This is a genomic window from Bradyrhizobium sp. 63_E2_N1_3 (assembly GCF_052076005.1).
In the GTDB taxonomy this organism is placed as follows: domain Bacteria; phylum Pseudomonadota; class Alphaproteobacteria; order Rhizobiales; family Xanthobacteraceae; genus Bradyrhizobium; species Bradyrhizobium barranii.
The window spans coordinates 8,595,967-8,615,669 of record NZ_CP197235.1 but is presented as its reverse complement, the minus strand read 5'-3'; the positions used below and the strand labels follow the sequence as shown (position 1 = coordinate 8,615,669).

Genomic DNA, 19,703 nt, shown 5'->3' with positions numbered 1-19,703 from the left:
CGGGCGAGATGGCTGATGTGACCATCATCTATTGTCGTCCCTGCGGCTACGAGAAGCGCGCCAAGGACGCCGCTGCTGCGCTGCGGCAGCATCTGGCGCTGGAGGCGGCTCTCGTGCCCGCCAAGGGTGGGATCTTCCAGGTCAAGGTCGGCGACAGCATCGTCGCCAGCCGCAGGAAGGGCCACTTTCCCGGTACCGACGAAATCGTGGCCGCCGTCACTTCCGCGTGGCACTGATCCGGGGCGGATTCCGATCGCTTCCTGAGGCCGCTACCGTCGCCGCGGCCTTTCGGCCCACCTGAATCCCTGAACAACAGCGCCGGCCACCCCCTCTTTCGCCAGGCGGGGGCGGCCCATGGATTGACGTCGGCTTAAGTCGTGACGGAACATTGTGCGGTCGAAATCATCAAAACTTCATGGCGCCTGCGCAGGATTGCCATGGAGATTCGCGTCAGTCTTGCCGCCGAAAGCGCCAATCCGTGCATCAGGAGCCCGCAACCCTGCCTAAAATATTGAAGGCACGAGTTTTTGTTCGAATTGCTGAATTCCACTCCGCCCCAAAACGCGCTAGTGGAAGGGCATGGGGCATGCGCGATGCCGGAGCCGGCGGCAAGGGTTCGTTGAATGCCTGTGCGTCGTCCGCCTGTCCGCCGGCCACCCCGGCCGCTGAAGCGTTGTTCGAGGTCTAGATGCTGGAAGCCATACGCAGGGCGATGACGTTTCTGCGCCAGAAGCAAGTCCTGCATAAGCTTGGAGTTGTGATCAGCGTCGCGGTCATCGGCATCGCTTGCTATGTGCTCTACCACATGCTGCGGGGCATCGACGTCAACGAGGTCCTCGAAGCGATCAAGAGCACCGAGCCGAGCCAGATCGCGATGGCGGCGCTGTTCGTGGCCGCGGGCTATTTCACCCTGACCTTCTACGATCTGTTCGCCGTGCGCGCGATCGGTCACGCCCATGTGCCCTACCGCATCAATGCGCTTGCCGCCTTCACCAGCTATTCGATCGGCCACAATGTCGGCGCCAGCGTCTTCACCGGCGGCGCGGTGCGCTACCGCATCTATTCGGCCTATGGCCTGAACGCGATCGACGTCGCAAAGATCTGCTTCCTCGCCGGCCTGACCTTCTGGCTCGGCAATGCCGCGGTGCTCGGCCTCGGCATCTCCTACCATCCGGAAGCCGCTGCCGCGATCGACCAGCTTCCGCCCTGGCTGAACCGGATGCTGGCGATGATGATCATCGCGGGGCTGGTCGCCTATGTGGTCTGGGTCTGGACCCAGCCGCGGGTGGTCGGCCGCGGGCCCTGGACCGTGGTGCTGCCGGGCGGCCCGCTGACGCTGCTCCAGATCGCCATTGGCATCATCGATCTCGGCTTCTGTGCGCTGGCGATGTACGTGCTGGTCCCGGACGAGCCCAATCTCGGCTTCGTCGTGGTGGCGGTGATCTTCGTCTCGGCGACGCTGCTCGGTTTCGCCAGCCACTCGCCGGGAGGGCTCGGCGTGTTCGATGCCGCCATGCTGGTCGGCCTCTGGCAGATGGACCGCGAGGAACTGCTGGGTGGCATGCTCCTGTTCCGCGTCCTCTATTATCTCTCCCCCTTCGTCATATCTGTAATCTTGCTGACGTTTCGCGAGGTTATAATCGGCGCTCGATCGAAGCGCTTGCAGCAGGCGGCGCTCAAGCTCGACCCCGGCCCGGCGCGTGAAGCCGCCTATGTGAGAGAGCGCAGCGACACCGGCGCCTGACCGGCGCATCCCCTTAGGAGAAGCCCGCCCCGATGGCGATCGACGCCCCATCTTCTCCCTCCGCGCAGCCCTGGTCCGACCGGCTGCGGCACTCGACCGTCATCCTGATCGCCGCGGCGCTGGCGCTGTCGGTGGTGGTCTCGCTCGGCGAATTGTCGGTGATGCGGGCGGCGACGGTGTTCCTCTGCATCGCGGCCGCAGCGCTGATCCCCTGGCGGCTGCACGACAATGCCGCCTCGCGCGACGACACCCGCCGCGTCAACCCGGTCGAGAGCGCGGCGGTGGCCGCGGTCGTCGCCGGCATGCCGGATCCGGCGGTGCTGCTCGACCGCGCCGGGCGTGTCATCCATCTCAATGCCGCCGCCGCCCAGCTGGCGCCGGCACTGCGCAAGAACGAGCTCGCCCAGTTCGCGCTGCGCTCGCCGGAGATCATCACGGCGCTGCGGGAGTCGATCGCGACCACCGAGCCGCGGCGCACGACCTATCTCGACCATGTGCCGGTCGACCGCTGGATGGAGCTGACCATCACACCGGTGCCGGTGCCGACCTCCTTCGGCGGCGCCGACAAATGCATGCTGATGACATTCCACGACCAGACGCCGCTGCGCCGGGTCGAGGAGATGCGCGCAGACTTCGTCGCCAATGCCAGCCACGAGCTGCGCACGCCGCTCGCCGCGCTGTCGGGTTTCATCGACACGCTCCAGGGCCAGGCCAAGGACGATCCCAAGGCACGCGAGCGGTTCCTCGGCATCATGCACAACCAGGCGACCCGGATGGCGCGCCTGATCGACGATCTGCTCTCGCTGTCGCGGGTCGAGCTGTCGGCCCATGTGCGGCCCGACACCCTGGTCGACCTGCTGCCGATCATCTTCCAGGTCGCCGACGGGCTCGAGCCGCTGGCGCGGGAGCGCCAGGTCGAGGTCGAAACCCATCTGCCTGAGACCCCGGTGATGATCGCGGGCGATCGCGAGGAATTGCTCCGCCTGTTCGAGAACCTGATCGAGAACGCCCTCAAATACGGGGCGTCGGGCGGACGTGTCATCGTGTCGCTGGCCGCCGCGGCAGCCACTGATGGAACTCAGGAAATCCGGGTCCTGGTCCGCGATTTCGGACCCGGCATCGCGCCCGAGCATCTGCCGCGACTGACCGAGCGGTTCTACCGGGTCGACGTCGGCGACAGCCGCTCGCAGGGCGGGACGGGGCTCGGATTATCGCTGGTGAAACATATTCTTAACCGCCATCGCGGCCGGCTTTTGATCGAGAGCGTGCCCAAGCAGGGCGCCGTTTTCACGGCCTGTTTTCCCCAGGCGAAGACCGCGGCTTCAACCTGATATTCAAGCGATTTCAATCGCTTGGCCGTGTCATCCAGCTGTCACGAAACCTTCGTAAAAGCACAGCCGACCGCTCCTAAAGGGGCGGCACGGGGAGCGCGATCGGGCGCGGATGGCGCTTCGCTCCCCTGTATGGAGACCACCATGAATTTCATCAAAACTATCGTCGCTGCCGGCTTGGTCGCCGCATCGGCGACGGCGGCGTTTGCTGCCGACATCACGGGTGCCGGTGCGACGTTCCCGTTCCCGATCTATTCCAAGTGGGCTGACGCCTACAAGAAGGAGACCGGCAACGGTCTGAACTACCAGTCGATCGGCTCGGGCGGCGGCATCAAGCAGATCCAGGCCAAGACCGTGACCTTCGGCGCCAGCGACGCGCCGCTCAAGGCCGAGCAGCTCGAGAAGGACGGCCTCGTCCAGTGGCCGATGGTGATGGGCGCCATCGTTCCGGTCGTCAACATCGAGGGCGTGAAGCCCGGCGAGCTGGTGTTCGACGGCGAGACCCTGGCCAGCATCTATCTCGGCAAGATCACCAAGTGGGACGACGCCGCGATCAAGAAGCTCAATCCGAACGTGAAGCTGCCGTCGGACGCGATCACCGTGGTCCGCCGCTCGGATGGTTCGGGCACCACCTTCAACTTCACCAACTACCTCGCCAAGGCCAGCGCGGACTGGAAGAGCAAGGTCGGTGAGGGCACGGCGGTCGAGTGGCCGGTCGGCGTCGGCGCCAAGGGCAACGAAGGCGTGTCGGGCAACATCAGCCAGACCAAGAACTCGATCGGCTACGTCGAGTACGCCTATGCCAAGCAGAACAAGCTGACCTACACCGGTCTCGTCAACAAGGCCGGCAAGCCGGTGCAGCCGACCGTCGAGGCCTTCCAGGCCGCGGCTTCCAATGCCGACTGGGCCAAGGCGCCCGGCTACTACGTCATCCTGACCGACCAGCCCGGCGACAAGTCCTGGCCGATCACGGCGGCGACCTTCATCCTCATGCACAAGGATGCCACCGACAAGGCAGCCTCGCAGGAAGCCATCAAGTTCTTCCGCTGGGCCTTCAAGAGCGGCGGCAAGGCGGCTGAAGAACTCGACTACATCCCGATGCCGGACCCGGTCGTCCAGCTGATCGAGAAGACCTGGGCTGCCGAGATCAAGAGCTAAGCGCTCTTGTCCCGGACTGGGCGCCGGGATCTCACAAGACCTCCGCTCCGGATCGGCCTCGCGCCGCATCCGGAGCGCAAGACCAACAACAAGACCGACAACAAGCGTATATCAAACGGGCACAGGGGATCGGCGTGGCAGAGATGGCCGTTCAGAGCGATGTAATCGACGACGCCGGACCGTATGACCGCGCCAAGGCCTTGGGCGCCTTCAAGCTCGGCGACCTCACCTTCTACTGGATCACGCGGCTGTCCGCGATCTCGGTGCTCCTCATCCTCGGTGGCATCATCATCTCGCTGATCGTCGGCGCGTTCCCGGCGATGAAGGAATACGGCTTCGCCTTCCTGTGGACGCAGCGCTGGGCGCCGTCGGCAGATCCGCCCGTGCTCGGCGCGCTCGGCCCGATCTACGGCACGCTCATCACCTCCTTCATCGCGATGGCGATCGCCATTCCGGTCGGTCTCGGCATTGCGATCTTTCTGACCGAGCTCTGCCCGCAATGGGCGCGCCGCCCGATCGGCATGGCGATCGAGCTGCTCGCCGGCATTCCCTCGATCATCTACGGCATGTGGGGCTTCTTCGTGCTCGGCCCGTTCCTGGCCAACACGTTCCAGCCCTTCATGATCAAGATCTTCGACGGCGTCCCCGTGCTGGGCGCGATCTTCGCAGGCCCGCCGTCCTATCTCAGCCTGTTCAACGCGGCGCTGATCCTCGCCATCATGGTGCTGCCCTTCATCACCTCGATCTCGGTCGACGTGTTCAAGACGGTCCCGCCGGTGCTCAAGGAAGCCGCCTACGGCGTCGGCTGCACCACCTGGGAAGTCGTGCGCAGCGTGGTGATCCCCTACACCCGCGTCGGCGTCATCGGCGGTGTCATGCTGGCGCTCGGCCGCGCGCTCGGCGAGACCATGGCGGTGACCTTCATCATCGGCAACTCGTTCCGCATCTCGTCGTCGATCTTTGCCCCGGGCACCACGATCTCGGCGGCGATCGCATCGGAGTTCGCCGAGAGCGACGGCCTGCACCAGTCCGGCCTGATCCTGCTCGGCCTGCTGCTGTTCGTGCTGACATTCTTCGTGCTCGCGGCTGCACGGTTGATGCTGATGCGTCTTGAAAAGAAGGCGGGGAAGTAACATGAACCCGATCTACGCACGCCGCCGCCGCATGGACATCGTCATCCGTGTGCTCTGCCTGGCTGCCGCTGCCTTCGGCGTCACATGGCTCGCGCTGATCCTGATGACGCTGCTCTACAACGGCATTGCCGGCCTGAACCTGGAGCTCTTCGTTGCGGACACGCCGCCTCCGGGCTCGACCGAGGGCGGCCTGCGCAACGCCATCGTGGGTTCGATCATCATGACCGTGCTCGGCGTCGGCATCGGCGCGCCGCTCGGTCTGTTCGCCGGCACCTATCTCGCCGAGTACGGCCGCAACGACCGCCTGACCTCGGTGATCCGCTTCATCAACGACATCCTGCTCTCGGCGCCCTCGATCATCATCGGCCTGTTCATCTATGGTGCGGTGGTGGTGCCGATGCGCGGCTTCTCGGCGATTGCCGGCTGCCTCGCGCTTGCGGTGATCGTCATCCCGGTGGTGCTGCGCACGACCGAGGACATGCTGCTGCTGGTGCCGAACGCACTGCGTGAGGCGGCCTCGGCGCTCGGCCTGCCGCGCTCGCTGGTGATCAAGCGCATCGCCTATCGCGCGGCGCGCTCGGGCCTCATCACCGGCGTGATGCTGGCCACCGCCCGCGTCGCCGGCGAGACCGCGCCGCTGCTCTTCACCGCGCTGTCGAACCAGTTCTTCAGCCTGGGTCTGAACAAGACGATGGCGAACCTGCCGGTCACCATCAATAATTTCGTGCAGAGCCCCTACGCCTACTGGAAGCAGCTCGCCTGGAGCGGCGCGCTGCTCATCACCCTGACCGTTCTTGCCCTGAATATTGGCGCGCGCATTCTGAGCGCCGAGAGGACCGCAAAATGAGTGATCTTTCCGTATCGATGAGCGCGGCCGGTGGTTTGCCCCAGGCGCCGGTGCTGCCCGAAGCTCCGGCCAAGGTGACGGTGCGCAACCTCAATTTCTATTACGGCGAGCACCACGCGCTGAAGAACATCAATCTGGCGCTCGGCACCAACCGCGTCACGGCGTTCATCGGCCCGTCGGGCTGCGGCAAGTCGACCCTGCTGCGCATCTTCAATCGGATGTACGACCTCTATCCGGGCCAGCGCGTCACCGGTCAGCTCATGCTCGACCAGACCAACGTCCTCGACCCCAAGCTGGACCTCAATTTGCTGCGCGCCCGCGTCGGCATGGTGTTCCAGAAGCCGACGCCGTTCCCGATGACGATCTACGAGAACATCGCCTTCGGCATCCGCCTTTACGAGAAGATCTCGAAGTCCGAGATGGACGACCGCGTCGAGAAGGCGCTGCGCGGTGGCGCGCTGTGGAACGAGGTCAAGGACAAGCTCAACGCCTCCGGCCTGTCGCTCTCCGGCGGCCAGCAGCAGCGCCTCTGCATCGCCCGCACGGTCGCGGTGCGGCCCGAGGTGATCTTGTTCGACGAGCCCTGCTCGGCGCTCGACCCGATCTCGACCGCCAAGGTCGAGGAGCTGATCCAGGAGCTGTCCGAGAACTACACGATCGCGATCGTCACCCACAACATGCAGCAGGCGGCGCGCGTCTCCGACAAGACCGCCTTCATGTATCTCGGCGAGCTGATCGAGTTCGACGACACCAGCAAGATCTTCACGTCGCCGACCGACCGGCGCACGCAGGATTACATCACCGGCCGGTTCGGCTGAGGAGACGGAACATGGGTTCTGAACATACCGCAAAGGCCTTCGACACCGACCTCCAGGAGCTCACGCGCCTGGTCGCCGAGATGGGCGGCATCGCCGAGCGCATGATCGTCGATTCCGTCGACGCGCTTATCCGCCGCGACGTCGCGCTCGGCCAGCGCGTCGTGACCATCGACGCCGAGCTCGACGCGCTCCAGAAGAAGATCGAGGAGCGCGCCGTTCTCACCATCGCGCGCCGCCAGCCGATGGCGGTGGATCTGCGCGAGATCGTCGGCGCCATGCGCGTCGCGACCGATCTCGAGCGGATCGGCGACCTCGCCAAGAACATGGGCAAGCGCGTCGCGGCGCTGGAGACGGATTTCCATCCGCTCAAGCTGTTCCGCGGTCTGGAGCACATGACCGACCTCGTGCAGCAACAAGTCAAGTCGGTGCTGGATGCCTATGCCGCGCACGATCTGCCGGCGGCGATGGCGGTGTGGAAGGGCGACGAGGAAGTCGACGCCATCTGCACCTCGCTGTTCCGCGAGCTCCTCACCTACATGATGGAGGATCCGCGCAACATCTCGTTCTGCATCCATCTGATGTTCTGCGCCAAGAACATCGAGCGCATCGGTGACCACGCCACCAACATCGCCGAGACCGTGTTCTACATGATCGAGGGCCAGGCGATCACCGACAAGCGGCCGAAGGGCGACATGACGACCTTCGCCACGACGGTCCCGAACACTTAAGGAGCGACGAACACCATGGGCGCACGCATTATGGTGGTTGAGGACGAGGAAGCTCTCACCGAGCTTCTCCGCTACAACCTCGAAGGCGACGGCTATGACGTCGAGACGGTGATGCGCGGCGACGACGCCGACACCCGCCTCAAGGAGCACATCCCCGATTTGATCGTGCTCGACTGGATGCTGCCGGGCCTCTCCGGCATCGAGCTGTGCCGGCGGCTGCGCACCCGGCCCGAGACCAAGCAGCTCCCGATCATCATGCTCACCGCGCGCGGCGAGGAGAGCGAGCGGGTGCGGGGCCTTGCGACCGGCGCCGACGACTACATCGTCAAGCCGTTCTCGGTGCCGGAGCTGCTGGCACGCGTGAAGGGCCTGCTCAGGCGCGCCAGCCCCGAGCGGCTCGCCACCGTGCTCGCCTATGGCGACATCGAGCTCGACCGCGACAAGCGCCGCGTGGCGCGCTCGGGCCGGCCGATCGATCTCGGTCCGACCGAATATCGCCTGCTGGAGTTCTTCCTGGAGCATCCCGGCCGCGTGTTCTCGCGCGAGCAGCTGCTCGACAGCGTCTGGGGCCGTGACATCTACATCGACGAGCGCACCGTCGACGTCCATATCGGCCGCCTGCGCAAGCTGCTCAATCTCGGCCGCGAGCAGGACCCGATCCGCACCGTCCGCGGCGCGGGCTACGCACTGGACGATCGCTTTGCGAAGGCGGAGCAGGCGTAGCTCGGTGAGCTGCGGCCACACTCTCGGTGTCGTCCCGGACAAGCGCAAGCGCGGGTCCGGGACACCCACAGCGAGCGGTTATTTTGTGAAAAGGTAACTCCGAGTCCCCGTAGCCACATCTTGCGGTGGTTAAGGGTCCCGGATCTGCGCGCGCTCGAGGCGCGCTTGTCCGGGACGACATCGGATTTGTTGAGCCGCCATCGTGTGACGGCTCCTTTCTGAGCTCAGAACGACTTCAGCGCGGACCCGGCTTCGCCGGCGCGCGCCGGCGATCGGCCGCGGGCTGATACGCCACGCGCGAGTGCTGGGCGCAGTAGGGCAGGCCGGAGAGCGCCTTGCCGCCGCAGAAGAAGAAATCCGGGCTCGAGGGATCGCCGACCGGCCAGTGGCAGGTGGCCTCGTTCAGCTCCAGCAGCGACAGCCGCTGGCTCATCGGCACGACGTTGTCGTAGGTGACCGGTTCGGCCTCGACCTCGACTTCGAAGGCCTGCGCCAGCGCGGTGTTGCCGCGCGCGATCGGGCGTGTCACCCGCATCATGTGCTGGGCGGGGCGCGCCTTGCGCGGCCGCGGCGCTGCCGATGAAGGGCTCTTGGCGCGGCCCGACAGGCCGAGCCGGTGCACTTTGCCGATTACGGCATTGCGGGTCACATTGCCGAGTTCAGCGGCGATCTGGCTGGCCGAAAGTCCGGCCTCCCAGAGCTTTTTCAGCTGCTCGACGCGATCATCCGACCAGGTCAAAACGGTCATTGCACCCTTTCCTTCGCCGGCGCCTGCCATCCTGGCGGCCGCACGGCGAATGCCTAAGCTTCGAAAAACCCGTGCCGCCAGAATCCCTTAAGGCTCGCCGGGCGCACCAGATGCGCCCGAACGCTTACGCCGGTACATGAGGACTTAGAGGATCAGAACTGCTGCACGAGATGTCGTATCTGACAAGCCAAACGCTACAATATGGCGTGACTCACGCGCAAGAGTCCGCCGACTCGCTTCCACATGTTCCGTGGCGGAAATACGCAAAATCGCCACCGCAAGACTACGGATTCTGCGTTTCGCGAGGCTTTCCGGGCGGCATTGACACCGGTTTCACCAGGCATAAGATAGTCAGGCGTGCCGCCCTTAAAAGGCGGCACGTTTCGTTTTCCGGGCCGGTCAATGGTGCGTTGCGCAATGCACGCTCACACCGTCCGCAACATTCAAGTGATCGTCATGACTAACAGCGCAGCGCCGCATTTGCTCCCCGTTTTCGCCAGGTCCGACCTCGGTTTCGAGCGCGGTGAAGGCTGCTGGCTGATTGCGACCAATGGCGATCGCTATCTCGATTTCACCTCGGGTGTGGCGGTGAATGCGCTCGGCCATGCTCATCCTGCGTTGGTCAAGGCGTTGCAAGAGCAGGCCACCAAACTCTGGCACATGTCGAACCTGTTCCAGAGCCCGGACGGCGAGAAGCTCGCCGCGCGTCTGTGCAACGAAAGCTTCGCGGACTTCGTGTTCTTCTGCAATTCCGGCGCCGAAGCGCTGGAAGGTGTGATCAAGCTGGTCCGCCATCATCACTTCTCCAAGGGTCATCCGGAACGTTACCGCATCATCACCTTCGAAGGCGCCTTCCACGGCCGCACGCTGGCAACGCTCGCCGCGACCGGTTCGGCAAAATATCTCGAAGGGTTTGGCCCGCCGATGGACGGCTTCGACCAGGTCCCGCATGGCGATATCGAAGCCGTCAAGAAGGCGATCGGTCCGCAGACCGCCGGCATCCTGATCGAGCCGATCCAGGGCGAGGGCGGCGTGCGTTCGGCAACGCCCGCCTTCCTGAAGGCGTTGCGCCAGCTCTGCGATGAGAAGGGCCTGCTGCTCGCGTTCGACGAGGTGCAGACTGGCATGGGCCGCACCGGCGATCTGTTCGCGCATCGCCGCACCGGCGTCACGCCTGACGTGATGTCGCTGGCCAAGGCGCTCGGTGGTGGCTTCCCGATCGGCGCGGTGCTGGCGACCGCGGACGCGGCTGCCGGCATGGGGCCCGGCTCGCACGGCTCGACCTTCGGCGGCAATCCCCTCGCGATCTCGGCTGCCAATGCCGTGCTCGACGTCATGCTCAAGCCCGGCTTCTTCGACCACGTGCAGAAGATGTCGCTGCTGCTCAAGCAGAAGCTCGCCTCCGTGATCGATCGTTATCCCGACATCGTCAGCGAAGTGCGCGGCGAAGGCCTTCTGATCGGCATCAAGGCCGTGGTGCCATCCGGCGATCTTGGCGCGGCGTTGCGCAACGAAAAATTGCTCACGGTCGGCGCCGGCGACAATGTCGTGCGCTTCCTGCCGCCCTTGATCGTCACCGAAGCCGAAATCGAGGACAGCGTCGGGCGGCTCGAGCGCGCCTGCGCCGCGATCTCGTCCAGTCAGACCAAGCGGGCGGCGAGCTGATGAGCAAGTCCCCGAAGCACTTTCTGGATATCAACGAGCTCCCGTTGTCGGAGCTCAAGAGCATGCTCGCGGCCTCCTCCGCCATGAAGGCGAAGCAGAAAGCGCACCAGCCGGTGAAGCCGCTGGAAGGCAAGACGCTGGCGATGATCTTCGAGCGTCCGTCCACCCGCACCCGCGTCTCGTTCGACGTCGCCATGCGCCAGCTCGGTGGCGAGCCGATCATGCTGACCGGCGCCGAGATGCAGCTCGGCCGCGGCGAGACCATCGCCGACACGGCGCGCGTGCTGTCGCGCTATGTCGACGCCATCATGATCCGCATCCTCAATCACGAGGCCCTGCTGGAGCTGGCGGAATATGCGACGGTGCCCGTCATCAACGGCCTGACACGGCGCTCGCACCCTTGCCAGGTGATGGCCGACCTCATGACCTACGAAGAGCATCGCGGCCCGATCGAGGGCAGGACGGTGGCCTGGACCGGCGACGACAACAACGTGCTGGCGTCCTGGGCGCATGCCGCCGAGCGTTTCAAGTTCAAGCTCAATGTCGCGACGCCGCCGGAGCTTGCGCCGAAAAAGGTGATGCGGGACTTCATCAAGGCCACCGGCGCGCCGATCGTGCTCGGCACCGATCCCGAGGCTGCCGTGAAGGGGGCCGACTGCGTCGTCACCGACACTTGGGTGTCGATGGGCGACAAGGAAGGCGAGCACCGTCACAACGTGCTCAAGCCCTATCAGGTCAATTCGAAGCTGATGTCGCTGGCCAAGCCCGATGCGCTGTTCATGCATTGCCTGCCCGCCCATCGCGGCGAGGAAGTCACGGACGAAGTGATCGACGGCCCGCAATCGGTCGTGTTCGACGAGGCCGAAAACCGCCTGCATGCGCAGAAGGGCATTCTGGCCTGGTGCTTTGACGCGGTGAAGTAACGCGACGGTGGAGCGGGTGGCCGCGCTGGCGGCCGCATCCACCGCTGTCGTCCCGGACCAGCGCCGCACAGCGGCGCGCCGATCCGGGACCCTTAACCACAGGAAGTTGTTTGGCGAGGACGCGGAGTGGTCGTCGCCGGTTACATTGTAATCCTGTGGTTATGGGTCCCGGGCTCGCGCTTTGCGCACCCCCGGGACGACCCTGAGTTTGTCGTGCTTTCGTGCGATCTTTTCTGCATGCCGGGGAGCGTTCCGCGCCCTCTTCCATTTTCCTCCATCGACCCCAGATAAAGCGCCATGGTTTCCCAATCCCCTGACATGAAAACCGGGCCTGAAGGCCCGGTTCGCGCGCCATCAGCGGTTCCCATCGATGACGCCGTGCTGCCTTACGAGGTCGACGCACTCGACGTGCGCGGTCGCCTGGTGCGGCTTGGTCCCGCGCTCGACGAGATCCTGACCAAGCACGATTATCCCGCTGCCGTGGGCAAGCTGCTCGGCGAGGCCATCGTGCTGACGACGCTGCTCGGCTCGGCGCTGAAGTTCGAGGGCCGCTTCATCCTCCAGGCCCAGACCGACGGTCCGGTGTCGTTCCTGGTCGTCGACTACATGGCGCCGGATCGCCTGCGCGCCTATGCGCGCTACGATGCCGAGCGCCTCGGCGAGACAAAAGATTCCGGCACGCTCCTCGGTAACGGTCATCTCGCCATGACCATCGACCAGGGTCCCGACATGAGCCGCTACCAGGGTCTGGTCGCGCTCGACGGTGGCAGCCTGGAAGATGCCGCCCACGAATACTTCCTGCGCTCCGAGCAGATCCCGACGCGCGTGCGTCTAGCCGTCGGCGAGGAGTGGCGCTCGAACGACGGCGGCAAGCATCGCTGGCGCGCCGGCGGCATGCTGATGCAGTTCCTGCCGAAGGCGCCCGAGCGCGCGCGTCAGGCCGATTTGCATCCCGGCGATGCGCCCGAAGGCGCGGAGGTGCATGCTGTCGCCGAAGACGACGCCTGGGTCGAGGCGCGTTCGCTGGTCGAGACCGTCGAGGACGTCGAGCTGATCGACCCCGAACTCTCCGGCGAGCGGCTGCTGTTCCGCCTGTTCCACGAGCGCGGCGTGCGCGTGTTCAATCCGCTGGTTCTGAAGGCGCAATGCTCCTGCTCGCGCGACGCGGTTGGTGCGATGCTGAAGAGCTTCTCGCCCGACGACCGCGCCGCGATGGTCAAGGACGACAAGGTCGTCGTGACCTGCGAATTCTGCTCGTCGGTGTACCAGTTCACGCCGCACGAGGCGGGCGTGGAAGACGCGTAGGCGTCGCATCCTCCGTCGTTGCAAGCCACACACTCGGTGTCATCGCCCGACTTGATCGGGCGATCCAGTACTCCGAAACTGTTGTGATGGATTCGAAAAGCCGCGGCGTACTGGATGCCCCGGTCAAGGCCGGGGCATGACAGTTGTGGGTGTTCGCACGAAATCGCCTGCCCCTAGTTCAACACCCGCTTGTTGTCCGGGCTGTCCAGCGAGAACGTCGGCACATCGATCTCGAAGCGTTCGCCGCTTTCGCTGACCATCTGGTAGCGGCCGGTCATGAAGCCCGAGGCGGTCGCGAGCGGCACGCCGGAGGTGTATTCGAAGCGCTCGCCGGGAGCCAGGGTCGGCTGCTCGCCGACGACGCCCTCGCCCCTGACCTCCTGCTGGCGGCCGGTGGCGTCGGTGATGATCCAGTGCCGCGTCTTCAGCTGCACGGTTTCGTCGCCGGAATTGGTGATGACGATGGTGTAGGACCAGAAATAGCGGGAGCGGTCAGCCGACGACTGCTCCGGAACAAAGTTCGGCTCGACGGTCACTTCGATCTGGCGGGTCACGGCGCGATACATGGCTGCCATCATAACGAAAACCCGGCCGGGAACCAACGCCCGCAGGCGGTTTTGGTGACATCGTGCCGCCAGAATTGCCGAGGAAGTAGACCCAATGTGATCCGGCCGCTTTGCGAGACGACGGCCGGACCTGTACACTCCATGACACGTCGCGATTTGCGGAAGGGTTTCGAACCCCCGATGACCATTGCCGACCAAGTGACGGGATCGACGATCGCGGGAACCGGCAAGCCTGCGGAGGCCAGACCTGCGGAGGCGAAGCTGCGCTCCGCCGCGCCGGCCATCACGCTGCCCGCCATCGGCGAGCGCGAGCTCCGGCTCGACCTGTTCCGCGGGCTCGCACTGTGGCTGATCTTCGTCGACCATCTGCCGCCGAGCCTTTTGACCTGGTTCACGATCCGCAATTACGGCTTCAGCGACGCCACCGAGATCTTCATCTTCATCTCCGGCTACACCGCGGCGTTCGTCTACGGTCGTGCCATGCTCGAAAGCGGCTTCGTCGTCGCTACCGCGCGCATCCTGCGGCGCGTCTGGCAGATCTATGTCGCCCACGTCTTTCTGTTCACGATCTTCCTCGCCGAAATCTCCTACGTTGCGACCAGGTTCGAGAACCCGCTCTACACCGAAGAGATGGGCATCATGGATTTCCTCAAGCAGCCCGACGTCACGATCGTGCAGGCGCTGCTGCTGCGCTTTCGTCCGGTCAACATGGACGTGCTGCCGCTCTATATCGTGCTGATGCTGGCGCTGCCCTTGATCTTGTGGCTGATGAAATGGCGGCCCGACGTGACGCTCGGCCTCTCGGTTCTGCTCTACGCGGTGACCTGGGAATACGACCTGTATCTGTCGGCCTATCCGAACGGCTTCTGGGCGTTCAATCCCTTCGCCTGGCAATTGCTTTTCGTATTCGGCGCATGGTGTGCGCTCGGAGGTGCGCGACGCATGTCGCGCATCCTGGCGTCCCGCGTCACGATGTGGATATCGATCGCCTATCTGGTCGCGGCGTTCTACGTGACGCTGACCTGGTATGTGCCGCAGCTCTCCCACTTCATGCCGAGGCGGCTCGAGCAGTGGATGTATCCGATCGACAAGGCCGATCTCGACGTGCTGCGCTTCACGCATTTCCTGGCGTTCGCCGCACTCACCGTTCGCTTCCTGCCCCGGGAATGGCCGGGCCTGAAATCGCCCTGGCTGCGGCCGCTGATCCTCTGCGGCCAGCATTCCCTGGAGATCTTCTGCCTCGGCGTCTTCCTCGCCTTCGCCGGCCATTTCATCCTGGCCGAAGTCTCCGGCGGCGCAGCCATGCATGCGCTGATTAGTCTCTCCGGAATCCTGATCATGTGGGGCGTTGCCTGGGTGATTTCGTGGTACAAGCGCGTGGCTGACAAGAGCGGTGCGAAAACCAAAAACGCCGTCGGCAACGCCGATCTGGCGGGAGGGGGCTGATGAAGGCGAAGGTTCTCCTGAGCCTGGTCCTGCTGTGCGGTAACCTCGCCGCGCCCCTGGCGCGCGCGGGCGATGCCGTGCCGGCTGCTCCGGCCGCGCCCCCGGCCTGCGAATTGCCATCCTATCTGCTCACCACTGAAAGCCAGCTTCCGAGGGTCGCCGATGCCATCAAGGCCGGCAAACCGCTCGAAATCCTGGTCATTGGCAGCCGTTCGACCACGATTCCGGCCTCGGAGGACAGCTCCTACCCGGCGCGCATGCAGGCCATCCTGCAGGACAGGCTGCTGCCGTCGGAGACCGTGCACGTCTCCGTAGAAATACAGAGCAAGAAGACGGCCGAGGAGGCGGCCGCGACCTTCGTTAAGCTGATGGAAGCAAAAAGGCCTACTTTGGTCATCTGGCAGACCGGGACTGTGGATGCTATCCGAGCGATTGATCCCGATGATTTTCGCGGGGCGGTGACCGAAGGGGTTTCCGCGCTGCAAAAAGCAGGGGCTGACGTTGTGTTGATGAACTTGCAGTACAGCCCGCGTACCGAAACCATGATCTCGGTGCCGCCCTATCTCGACAATATGCGGGTGGTGGCGCAGGAGCATGACATCCCGCTGTTCGACCGTTTCGCGATCATGCGGCAGTGGAATGATCAGGGTCAGTTCGACCTGTTCAGCCCGTCCCGTGGGCCAGAGCTGGCGAAACAGGTCCATGACTGCCTTGGCCGGGCGTTGGCACAGTTTGTGATCGACGCAGCCCATCTGGGGCCGGCCCAGCAGCAAAATTGAGGTCTAGCGTTAATGAGTTCTCTCCGCCCTTTTTGGTTGACGGCATGGCTGGCTGCGCCCGCGGCGGCTCTGCTGCTCCTGACGCCGATGTCGCTGGCACCAGTGCAGGCGCAGGCCACGCAGGCAACGCCCGCGCCGCAGCAGGCCGCTAGTCCGGCTTCCGCTTCGCCCTCCCAGACCACCGTCGCCGCGACGTCCCACGAGCAGCGCGGCGTGACCGCCCGCGCCATCGACAAGGTGAAGCAGGTCGCGAAATCCGCCGGGGACATTTTCAGCCGCGTGCCCTGCCTCACGCCGAAGGGTGGCTCGAAGGCGATGGGCTCGCTGCCGCATGTCGCGGGCAAGCTCGTCGCCGGCAAACCCGTCGTGATCGTCGCGTTCGGCTCGTCGTCGACGGCGGGCTATGGCGCGAGCTCGCCCGATTTCAACTATCCGAACCGTCTCGCCGCGCAGCTCCGCCGGCAATATCCGACCGCCGACATCACCGTGATCAACGCCGGCGTCGGCGGCGAGGACGCGCCCGAGATGATGAAGCGCCTCCAGAAGGAGGTGATCGACGTGCATCCGGATCTCGTGATCTGGCAGGTCGGCACCAATGCGGTGCTGCGCAATCTCGATCCCGGTGACACCGCCAAGATGGTCGAGGACGGCATCTCCCGCATCCAGGCCGCTGGCGGCGCCGACATCGTGCTGGTCGATCCGCAATATTCGCCAGCCGTCAACCAGCGCAAGGAGAGCGCCGGCAAGATGGTGCACCTGCTCGGGAAGGTCGCCGAGCTCCGTCACGTCGGCATCTTCCCCCGCTTCGAGGTGATGCGCGACTGGCACGAGAATCAATCGATCCCGGTCGAGAGTTTCGTGATCGCCGACGGCCTGCATATGAACGATTGGGGCTATGCCTGCTTCGCGCAGATCCTCGGCGACGACATCATCCGCTCCGTCGGCCAGATCAAGCTCGGCGTCAACGTGCCCGCGGACGTGCGAACGTATCGGCCGATGTAGGCTCGGTGCCGTAGGGTGGGCAAAGGCGCGCTCTTCGCGCGCCGTGCCCACCATCTATCGGCGATATGATCGTGAATGGTGGGCACGCTTCCGCCTTCGCTCTTCGAGCTACGGCGGACAAGTCGCTTTGCCCACCCTACAAGAGCCCAATCGCCTCACGCCTTCTCCAGCGCCGCGGTCAGATCCTCGATCAGATCGTCCACATGCTCGAGCCCCGCCGAGAAGCGGATGAAGCCCTCGCTGATGCCGAGCGCGGCGCGGTCTTCCGGCTTGAGGCGCTGATGCGTCGTGGTCGCCGGATGCGTGACGAGGCTCTTGGCATCGCCGAGATTGTTCGAGATTTTTGCAAGCTTGAGCTCGTTGAGCACGCGGAACGCACCCTGCTTGCCGCCCTTGACCTCGAAGCCGACCAGCGTCGAGCCGCCGCGCATCTGCTTCTTCACGAGAGCTGCCTGCGGATGATCGGCGCGGCCGGGATAGACCAGCCGCGAAATCTTCGGATGGCTCGCCAGCACGTCGGCGATGCGTCCCGCCGTCTCGGTCTGCGCGCGCACGCGTACGCCCAGCGTTTCCAGGCCCTTGAGCAGGACCCATGCGTTGAACGGCGAGATCGACGGGCCGGTCTGGCGCATGAAATTGTGGATGTGCTCGGCGATGAACGCTTCCGACGACAGGATGATGCCGCCGAGACAACGGCCCTGGCCGTCGATGTGCTTGGTCGCGGAATAGACGACGACGTCTGCCCCTAGCGCGAGCGGGCTCTGCCAGATCGGCGTCGCGAACACGTTGTCGACGACGAGCCGCGCGCCGCCGCTGTGCGCGATCTCGGCGATCCCTGGAATGTCGAGCACGTCGAGCGTCGGGTTGGTCGGGCTCTCCAGGAAAAACGTCTTGGTGTTCGGCCTCAAGGCGCGCTGCCACTGGTCGAGATCGGCTCCGTCGACCAGCGTGGTCTCGATGCCGTAGCGTGGCAAGAGATCCTGAATGACGTAGAGACACGAGCCGAACAGGGCACGGGAGGCCACCACATGATCGCCGGCCTTCAGCGGCGCCAGGATCGCGGTCGTCACCGCGGCCATGCCGGTCGCCGCCGAGCGGGCGGCTTCGGCGCCTTCGAGCTCGATCATGCGGCGCTCGAACATCGAGATGGTCGGGTTGGAATAGCGCGAATAGATGAAGCCGGGGTCCTCGCCCTTGAACCGCGCCTCGCACTCCTCGGCGCTGTTGTAGACGTAGCCCTGGGTCAGGAACAGCGCCTCCGACGTCTCGCCATATTGCGAGCGCAGGGTGCCGGAATGGACCAGTCGGGTTTCGGGACGGTATTGCGTGGTGGACGCCGGGGACTTCGACATAGGACCTCCTCTGCGTGACCATCGAAAATGGTCACAAAAAAACCGGCCTGGATAACTTCCACGGGCCGGGATCACAGAGGTCCCCGGCCTGTTTAGCGACTTATTTAACGTGGCTGCAAGCCGGCCGGCTCAAATCACCACGGGATAAGTGATGCTCATATTCCGCAATGGCCTTTCCGTCAAGGCGTCCATCGGATAGCCGTAAAAGGCTGCTATTTCCCGCATGTCCGGATGCATTTGACCCCTGACGAGGACCCCCGGTTGAGCTTCACGGTTGCCGCCGACGCCAATGGTATCCTGCCCGACCGCATGATCGCGGCGATGGCGAAGGCGGGCCTCATCCTGCCCGCTTATGACTTCGTCGAAAGCCAGATCCAGCCGGCGAGCCTCGACCTTCGCCTCGGCGACATCGCGTATCGCGTTCGCGCCAGCTTCCTGCCGGGTCCCGGCGCGACCGTCGCCGAGCGCATCGACGAGTTGAAGCTGCACGAGTTCAGCCTCGCCGATGGCGCGGTGCTGGAGACCAACTGCGTCTACATCGTGCCGCTCCTGGAAAGCCTGGCGCTGCCGCCGGAGATCGTCGCCGCCGCCAACCCGAAAAGCTCGACCGGCCGGCTCGATGTCTTCACCCGCGTCATCGCCGACGGCACCCGCCGCTTCGACATGATCGGCGCCGGCTATCACGGCCCGCTCTACGCCGAGATCAGCCCGAAGACGTTTCCGGTGCTGGTCAGTGAGGGCTCGCGCTTGAGTCAGGTGCGCTTCCGCACCGGAGATGCGATCCTCAACATCGACGAGCTCGAGGCGCTGCATGCGACTGAGCGTCTCGTCGATCTCGATGATGCCGATCTCACCGGCGGCGTCGCCGTCTCCGTCGATCTCTCCGGCGAGAAGGCCAACGGCTTCGTCGGCTATCGCGCCAAGCGCCACACCGGTGTCGTCGACGTCGACCGCCGCTCCGGCTATGCGGTGGAGGATTTCTGGGAACCGATCTCGGCGCGTCCCGACGGCAGCCTGATCCTCGATCCCGGCGAGTTCTACATCCTCGCCTCCAAGGAAGCCGTGCAGGTGCCGCCCGATTACGCCGCGGAGATGGTGCCGTTCGATCCCCTGGTCGGCGAGTTCCGCGTGCACTATGCCGGCTTCTTCGATCCCGGCTTCGGCTATGCCGGCGCTGGCGGGCAGGGATCGCGCGCCGTGCTCGAAGTGCGCTCGCGCGAGGTGCCGTTCATCCTCGAGCACGGCCAGATCGTCGGCCGTCTCGTCTACGAGAAAATGCTGTCGCGCCCCGACGCGATGTACGGCCAGCGCATCGGCTCGAACTACCAGGCGCAGGGGCTCAAACTATCGAAGCATTTTCGGGTGTAGCTACACACCCTACTGTCATGCCCCGGCTTGACCGGGGCATCCAGTACGCCGCAGCCTCTCGATTGAC

General features: G+C 64.8%; 19 protein-coding genes and 1 riboswitch. Of the genes, 16 read left to right on the top strand and 3 right to left on the bottom strand.

The window, feature by feature from the left end; genetic code table 11:
- Nucleotides 1-8 precede the first annotated feature (8 nt).
- From AB7531_RS41020 to phoB, 9 genes are all read left to right on the top strand, one after another.
- Nucleotides 9-236, top strand: a complete 228-nt coding sequence (locus tag AB7531_RS41020) for an Rdx family protein (RefSeq protein ID WP_063979883.1) — start codon at nt 9-11, stop codon at nt 234-236.
- Nucleotides 237-688: 452 nt separating this feature from the next.
- On the top strand, nt 689-1,744 hold the full coding sequence (locus AB7531_RS41015; protein ID WP_063979882.1) for a lysylphosphatidylglycerol synthase domain-containing protein: 1,056 nt from the start codon (nt 689-691) through the stop codon (nt 1,742-1,744).
- A gap of 32 nt (nt 1,745-1,776) precedes the next feature.
- A complete protein-coding gene (locus tag AB7531_RS41010) occupies nt 1,777-3,075 on the top strand; it encodes an ATP-binding protein (RefSeq protein ID WP_063979881.1) in 1,299 nt (432 codons plus the stop codon).
- Between the two features lie 144 nt (nt 3,076-3,219).
- Nucleotides 3,220-4,233 (top strand): phosphate ABC transporter substrate-binding protein PstS, encoded by a 1,014-nt coding sequence (pstS, locus tag AB7531_RS41005; RefSeq protein ID WP_063985930.1) that lies wholly within the window; start codon nt 3,220-3,222, stop codon nt 4,231-4,233.
- 143 nt (nt 4,234-4,376) lie between these two features.
- Nucleotides 4,377-5,366: a phosphate ABC transporter permease subunit PstC gene (gene pstC / locus AB7531_RS41000; protein ID WP_063979880.1), complete on the top strand. Its 990-nt coding sequence runs from the start codon at nt 4,377-4,379 to the stop codon at nt 5,364-5,366.
- Nucleotide 5,367: 1 nt separating this feature from the next.
- Nucleotides 5,368-6,213, top strand: coding sequence for a phosphate ABC transporter permease PstA (pstA, locus tag AB7531_RS40995; protein WP_063979879.1), 846 nt, complete (start codon nt 5,368-5,370; stop codon nt 6,211-6,213).
- Nucleotides 6,210-7,031: a phosphate ABC transporter ATP-binding protein PstB gene (gene pstB, locus AB7531_RS40990; RefSeq protein ID WP_063979878.1), complete on the top strand. Its 822-nt coding sequence runs from the start codon at nt 6,210-6,212 to the stop codon at nt 7,029-7,031. Before pstA ends, pstB begins: the two co-directional genes overlap by 4 nt.
- 11 nt (nt 7,032-7,042) lie before the next feature.
- Entirely contained in the window at nt 7,043-7,759 is a 717-nt protein-coding gene (phoU, locus tag AB7531_RS40985) for a phosphate signaling complex protein PhoU (RefSeq protein WP_028155152.1), read from the top strand.
- 15 nt (nt 7,760-7,774) lie between these two features.
- On the top strand, nt 7,775-8,482 hold the full coding sequence (gene phoB, locus AB7531_RS40980; RefSeq protein WP_014491300.1) for a phosphate regulon transcriptional regulator PhoB: 708 nt from the start codon (nt 7,775-7,777) through the stop codon (nt 8,480-8,482).
- Nucleotides 8,483-8,717: 235 nt separating this feature from the next.
- Here the strand turns inward: phoB and AB7531_RS40975 are convergent, their stop codons facing one another.
- Nucleotides 8,718-9,230 (bottom strand): GcrA family cell cycle regulator, encoded by a 513-nt coding sequence (locus tag AB7531_RS40975; RefSeq protein WP_014491301.1) that lies wholly within the window; start codon nt 9,228-9,230, stop codon nt 8,718-8,720.
- Nucleotides 9,231-9,686: 456 nt separating this feature from the next.
- On the opposite strand from AB7531_RS40975, the gene AB7531_RS40970 reads away from it, so the two are divergent.
- The 3 genes from AB7531_RS40970 to AB7531_RS40960 all read left to right on the top strand — a co-directional run bounded on the left by AB7531_RS40970 (nt 9,687) and on the right by AB7531_RS40960 (nt 13,123).
- Nucleotides 9,687-10,895, top strand: coding sequence for an aspartate aminotransferase family protein (locus AB7531_RS40970; RefSeq protein WP_063985929.1), 1,209 nt, complete (start codon nt 9,687-9,689; stop codon nt 10,893-10,895).
- A complete protein-coding gene (gene argF / locus AB7531_RS40965; protein WP_014491303.1) occupies nt 10,895-11,818 on the top strand; it encodes an ornithine carbamoyltransferase in 924 nt (307 codons plus the stop codon). Before AB7531_RS40970 ends, argF begins: the two co-directional genes overlap by 1 nt.
- A 297-nt stretch (nt 11,819-12,115) precedes the next feature.
- On the top strand, nt 12,116-13,123 hold the full coding sequence (locus tag AB7531_RS40960) for an Hsp33 family molecular chaperone (RefSeq protein WP_063979877.1): 1,008 nt from the start codon (nt 12,116-12,118) through the stop codon (nt 13,121-13,123).
- A gap of 173 nt (nt 13,124-13,296) precedes the next feature.
- Here the strand turns inward: AB7531_RS40960 and apaG are convergent, their stop codons facing one another.
- Entirely contained in the window at nt 13,297-13,689 is a 393-nt protein-coding gene (apaG, locus tag AB7531_RS40955) for a Co2+/Mg2+ efflux protein ApaG (RefSeq protein WP_014491305.1), read from the bottom strand.
- 180 nt (nt 13,690-13,869) lie between these two features.
- Here apaG and AB7531_RS40950 point away from each other — a divergent pair, with 180 nt between their 5' ends.
- From AB7531_RS40950 to AB7531_RS40940, 3 genes are read left to right on the top strand one after another with little or no spacing between them, the layout of a single operon-like run.
- Nucleotides 13,870-15,135 carry an OpgC domain-containing protein gene (locus tag AB7531_RS40950; RefSeq protein WP_063979876.1) on the top strand — a complete coding sequence of 422 codons (1,266 nt, stop codon included), beginning with the start codon at nt 13,870-13,872 and terminating at the stop codon, nt 15,133-15,135.
- Nucleotides 15,135-15,914, top strand: a complete 780-nt coding sequence (locus tag AB7531_RS40945) for an SGNH/GDSL hydrolase family protein (RefSeq protein ID WP_063979875.1) — start codon at nt 15,135-15,137, stop codon at nt 15,912-15,914. The genes AB7531_RS40950 and AB7531_RS40945 overlap by 1 nt, the downstream gene beginning before the upstream one ends.
- A 12-nt stretch (nt 15,915-15,926) precedes the next feature.
- Nucleotides 15,927-16,916, top strand: coding sequence for an SGNH/GDSL hydrolase family protein (locus AB7531_RS40940; protein ID WP_063979874.1), 990 nt, complete (start codon nt 15,927-15,929; stop codon nt 16,914-16,916).
- A gap of 155 nt (nt 16,917-17,071) precedes the next feature.
- On the opposite strand, the gene AB7531_RS40935 is transcribed toward AB7531_RS40940, so the two are convergent.
- Nucleotides 17,072-18,268, bottom strand: coding sequence for an O-succinylhomoserine sulfhydrylase (locus tag AB7531_RS40935; protein ID WP_063979873.1), 1,197 nt, complete (start codon nt 18,266-18,268; stop codon nt 17,072-17,074).
- 71 nt (nt 18,269-18,339) lie between these two features.
- A riboswitch (SAM riboswitch) is annotated at nt 18,340-18,419 on the bottom strand.
- 80 nt (nt 18,420-18,499) lie between these two features.
- Between AB7531_RS40935 and AB7531_RS40930 the strand changes: the two genes are divergently transcribed.
- Entirely contained in the window at nt 18,500-19,636 is a 1,137-nt protein-coding gene (locus AB7531_RS40930) for a 2'-deoxycytidine 5'-triphosphate deaminase (RefSeq protein WP_371496797.1), read from the top strand.
- Nucleotides 19,637-19,703 lie beyond the last annotated feature (67 nt).